The 4,139-nt window shown below is 68.6% G+C and carries 6 protein-coding genes; 3 read left to right on the top strand and 3 right to left on the bottom strand.

Translation table 11 applies throughout. The annotated features are described in order from the left end of the window. On the bottom strand, positions 1-247 hold a 247-nt coding region (locus VF746_21820), incomplete at its 3' end, for a hypothetical protein (GenBank protein ID HEX8695065.1). 190 nt (positions 248-437) lie between these two features. Here VF746_21820 and VF746_21815 point away from each other — a divergent pair. Then, positions 438-1,094, top strand: coding sequence for a hypothetical protein (locus VF746_21815; GenBank protein ID HEX8695064.1), 657 nt, complete (start codon positions 438-440; stop codon positions 1,092-1,094). A 201-nt stretch (positions 1,095-1,295) separates the two neighbouring features. On the opposite strand, the gene VF746_21810 is transcribed toward VF746_21815, so the two are convergent. Together VF746_21810 and lexA are read right to left on the bottom strand one after the other, a co-directional pair. After that, the gene (locus tag VF746_21810; protein ID HEX8695063.1) at positions 1,296-1,556 is read right to left on the bottom strand and encodes a hypothetical protein; all 261 of its coding nucleotides are present in this window, start codon (positions 1,554-1,556) and stop codon (positions 1,296-1,298) included. Between the two features lie 123 nt (positions 1,557-1,679). Further along, positions 1,680-2,282, bottom strand: coding sequence for a transcriptional repressor LexA (gene lexA, locus VF746_21805; GenBank protein HEX8695062.1), 603 nt, complete (start codon positions 2,280-2,282; stop codon positions 1,680-1,682). Positions 2,283-2,376: 94 nt separating this feature from the next. Here lexA and trpC point away from each other — a divergent pair, with 94 nt between their 5' ends. Together trpC and VF746_21795 are read left to right on the top strand one after the other, a co-directional pair. Beyond that, on the top strand, positions 2,377-3,183 hold the full coding sequence (gene trpC / locus VF746_21800; protein ID HEX8695061.1) for an indole-3-glycerol phosphate synthase TrpC: 807 nt from the start codon (positions 2,377-2,379) through the stop codon (positions 3,181-3,183). After that, positions 3,180-3,842: a phosphoribosylanthranilate isomerase gene (locus tag VF746_21795; GenBank protein ID HEX8695060.1), complete on the top strand. Its 663-nt coding sequence runs from the start codon at positions 3,180-3,182 to the stop codon at positions 3,840-3,842. Before trpC ends, VF746_21795 begins: the two co-directional genes overlap by 4 nt. Positions 3,843-4,139: the final 297 nt, after the last annotated feature.

The following is a 4,139-nucleotide window of genomic DNA, read 5'->3' as shown; positions in this document are numbered from 1 at the left end:
CCGAGTAGGCGATCAGGTGCGGCACGGGGGCGAGCGCCTCGTCCAGCTCGCGGTAGCGGCGGCGGATGCTGCCGCGGCTGTAGACGTAGAGCGGCGTGGCCCAGCGCGCCACCAGGTCGGGGATGGGGACGTCCTCGCAGTACAGCACGCCGTGGCGGCGCTCGAACGCCTCGCCGGGGCCCGTGGGCGGCGGCGGGCTGTCCTCGGCGGCGCTGCGCCAGGAAATGTCGGCGGGGCTCGTGGCCATTCGCGTCTCGGCTGTCGGGCGATTGGAGCAACGGAAGATAGGCGGCCCGCGTGAATCGTACCAGCGGGCAGGACACGCAATCCCCTGTGGTGGGCTGGATTCGGTCTATTTGCTCCAGCTCTACGTGTGACGTCATATTGGTGCATGCTCTTCTGAACCAGGAACGGTTTGCTACTACTGATGCCCTACAATGAACGAAAAGCGTGATGGCCAAATTGCACAACGTGACAGCCGAACTTACCTGGCCCTCGTCGGGATTACGGCGGCAGTCATCGGTCTAACACTAGGCGCGTTGCTCCAGCGCGGTGGGTGGTCTCCGGGTGCGCTCCAGCCAGTCCTGAATCAACTGATCACCCCCGCACTCATTGTGGCAGGTATCGGCGTGCTTCTTAAGGGTGTGTTTCAACACAGCCTCGATCGCGATATCGAGAGCTTCAAAACCCGCATACAAGCGGAGGTCGAGGTATACAATAATGTCTATCTAGGCCAGCTTCAGGGTCGTGAGCAGATCTTTCGAACTTTCTCTGAGACGATTTCCGATTTCCTCAGAGATGTCGGGCTGGAAGGCTGGGAAGGGTCTGAGAGCCAGGATCGCTTCTATCGGAGATGGTTTAAGTTTTACACCGACTTAGCCTTGGTTGCTCCGCAGAATGTCATGGAATCACTTGGAAATCTATCTGTTTACGTAACATCTGTAGCGAACGGGAGGCAGACGTATCTTTGGGATGATTTCGAGCCGTTGTATTCTGCTTTCATCAATGACATGCGCAATCACTTAGATCTACACACGGTTGATTTCTCCAGGCACCTGGCCGGGATTCCGTCTTCTCGGCGCCTCTCCGGTTGATTGGACGCGACGGTTTGCGAGGTGCCGCGCCTGAGTTGTTCCACCGCCTCGCGCGCATACACTCCATATCCGCGCAACCGCCGCGCGCATTGGAGTCGCGAGACTGGCGGTCGAGCAGTGCTGCGCCGGAACAGGTCGCACGAAACAGGACCGCCGCCCACCTTCACCGTGGGCGGCGGTTGGTGTCTGTCCGAAGGTGCCTTACAGCCCGAAGACCGCGCGCAGGTCCCAGGGGCCCGGGATCGGGGAGGGGGTGGCGGGCTCCAGGACCACCAGGCGGCTGTCGGCCCTGGCGAGGCGGCCCACCACGAACGGCACCGGCTCTTCCTTGGTCACCATCGTCGTCCTCTTCCTCCCGATGCGTCGGCTCTCGGCGCCCGGCCACCTGGGGCGCGCCAGCACGCCCAGGCGCCGCTGGGCGGCGCGGCGGGCGTGGAAGGGGCGCGTGGGGACCGGCGTCATGACGTACGGCTGGGGTCGCTCTGGGTGAGTAGTCCTTAGTCCTTAGTGCTTTAGTCCTTAGTGCTTAGTCCCTGGCTGCTTGCAGTTCAGCACTTCGCACTTCGCACTCGCACTTCGCACTGGTCAGTACTTGCGAATCACGCCGACCACGATCCCCTGGACCTGGACGCGCTCGGCCGGATAGACCATCGGCTGCATGGTGGGGTTGGCCGGCTGCAGCCGCACCCGGGGCCCCTCGCGGTAGAACTTCTTCACGGTGGCGCTCTCGCCGTCCACCAGCGCCACCACCATCTCGCCGTTCTCGGCCGTCTGGCGCGAGTTCACGATGATGTAGTCGCCGTCGCGGATCTGCTCGTCGATCATCGAGTCGCCCTTGACCCGGAGCACGTAGTTGTTGCCGCGGCGGACCATGTCGTGCGGGACGGTGATGGTCTCCTGCTCGGTGATCGCCTCCAGCGGGAGGCCGGCGGCAACCGTGCCCAGCAAGGGCAGCTCCAGGGCGGGGGCGTGCAGGTCGGCGCGCACCACCTCCAGCGAGCGGCTCTTGTTGTAGTTCTTCCGAAGAAAGCCCTTCTGCTCCAGATTTGTCAAATGCTCGTGCACGGTGGCGAGGGACGAGTAGTTGAACGCCTGGGCGATCTCCTCGTAGCTCGGCGAATAGCCGTAGCTGTCGACGAAGCTCTCGACGTAGTCCAGGATCTGCCGTTGCTTCTTCGTGAGCGCCATTGCGTCTCCGGTCGAGCTGCAGGGTTGTCTCCGAACAGGTGCCGAAGCGAATGTAACCGAAGGCTTACCGAAGCGCAAGAAGAAAGAGTCCAGGTTGAACGAGAGTCTCCTCGACCGCATCGTCGCAGTCAAGCGCAGCGAGGTGCAACTCCTTGCCCCGCAAGCCGATGACCTCGTCGCGCGCGCCCGGGACGCGGAGCCCGCGCGCGGCTTCGCGGCGGCGCTCCGCCACCCCGCCGAAGTGCGGCTCCTGGCCGAGGTGAAGCGCCGCTCGCCCTCGGCCGGCGACATCCGCCCGGGCGCCGACCCGGTGGAGGTGGCGCAGGCGTACCACGAGGGCGGGGCGGCGGCGCTCTCGGTGCTCACCGACCGCGAGTTCTTCGGGGGTGACCTGGAGGCGCTGGTGCGCGTCAGAAGCGCAGTTCCCCTTCCAGTGCTGCGCAAGGACTTCACGGTGGACCCGCTCCAGGTGTGGGAGGCGCGGGCCGCCGGGGCCGATGCCGTGCTCCTGATCGTGCGCATCCTCTCCGACGCCGAGCTCGCCGACCTGCTGGGGCTCGTGGGCGAGCTGGGGATGGACGCGCTGGTGGAGGTGCACGGTGGGGGCGAGCTGGAGCGCGCGCTGGCCGCCGGGGCGACCCTGGTGGGCGTCAACAACCGCGACCTGGGGACGTTCGTGACCGACCTGGGCGTCTCGCTGGGGCTGGCGCCGCGCGTGCCGCCGACGGTCACGCTGGTGGCCGAGAGCGGGATCCGCGCGGCGGCGGACGTGGACCGGCTGGGCGCGGCGGGGTTCGACGCCGTCCTCGTCGGCGAGTCGCTGATGCGGCAGGGCGACCTGCGCGCGGCGGCGGCGGCGCTGGCCGGGCGCCCGAAGCGCGCGGAGGCGCGGGCGGCATGAGCACCTGGCCGCCCGAGGTGAAGGTCTGCGGGCTCACGCGCCACCAGGACGCGGTGGTCGCCGTCGAGGCCGGGGCGGCGTTCCTGGGGACGATCCTGGCGCCCGGCTATCGGCGGACGGTGGCGCCGGAGGACGCCGCCGCTATCTTCCGGGGCCTTCCCGCCCGCAGGGTCGGCGTGTTCGTCGGCGGCGGCCGCGACGAGGTGCTGCGCGCCGCGGAGGCCGCCGGGGTGGACGTGCTCCAGCTGCACGGGGACGAGCCTCCCGAGCGGGCGGCGGAGCTGCGCGCGGCCGGGTTCACGGTGTGGAAGGCGGTGCGCCCGCGGGACGCGGAGGAGTTCGCGGAGGCGGTCGCGCGCTACGCCTCCGCGGTCGACGCGATCCTGGTGGACGGGTTCAACCCGACGGCGGCGGGGGGGACCGGAACCGCGTTTCCGTGGTATGAGGTCGCCTCCCGCCGGGCGGGTCTGCCGCACGGCGTGGCGCTGATCGCGGCCGGGGGGCTCCACCCCGGCAACGTGGCCGAGGCGGCGCGGGTGCTCAGGCCAGACGTGGTGGACGTGAGCTCGGGCGTCGAGAGCGCGCCGGGGGTGAAGGACGCGGAGGCGGTGCGCGGGTTCGTGGCGGCGGTGCGGGGGCTCGCCGCGCGGACCGGGTGAGGCGGATCGGCGTGGCTGGCCGGCTCCGGCGCCGCCGCGGGGGGCCCTCACCCGCCGCGTTGGAGCGGCAACCCTCTCCCAACTTCGGGAGAGGGTGAACATGACGGGGTCGGTGCGTAAGGGCTGGCTGTTCCCTGTACCCTGTCCCCTCGCTGTTCGCGTGAGGGATGCGCGCCCGGAGGGCCGGGACGCCGCCGCGACACGGGGTATCGTCGCGGCGGTGGCCCGGCGCGGTTGGGCACGGTCGTATCGTGCCCTACCGCGCGCGCAGCCCGGCCCGGAGCGCAGCGGAGGGAC

The sequence above is a fragment of the Longimicrobium sp. genome, from assembly GCA_036389795.1.
Taxonomy (GTDB): domain Bacteria; phylum Gemmatimonadota; class Gemmatimonadetes; order Longimicrobiales; family Longimicrobiaceae; genus Longimicrobium.
This window is presented reverse-complemented; position numbering and strand designations above follow the sequence as displayed.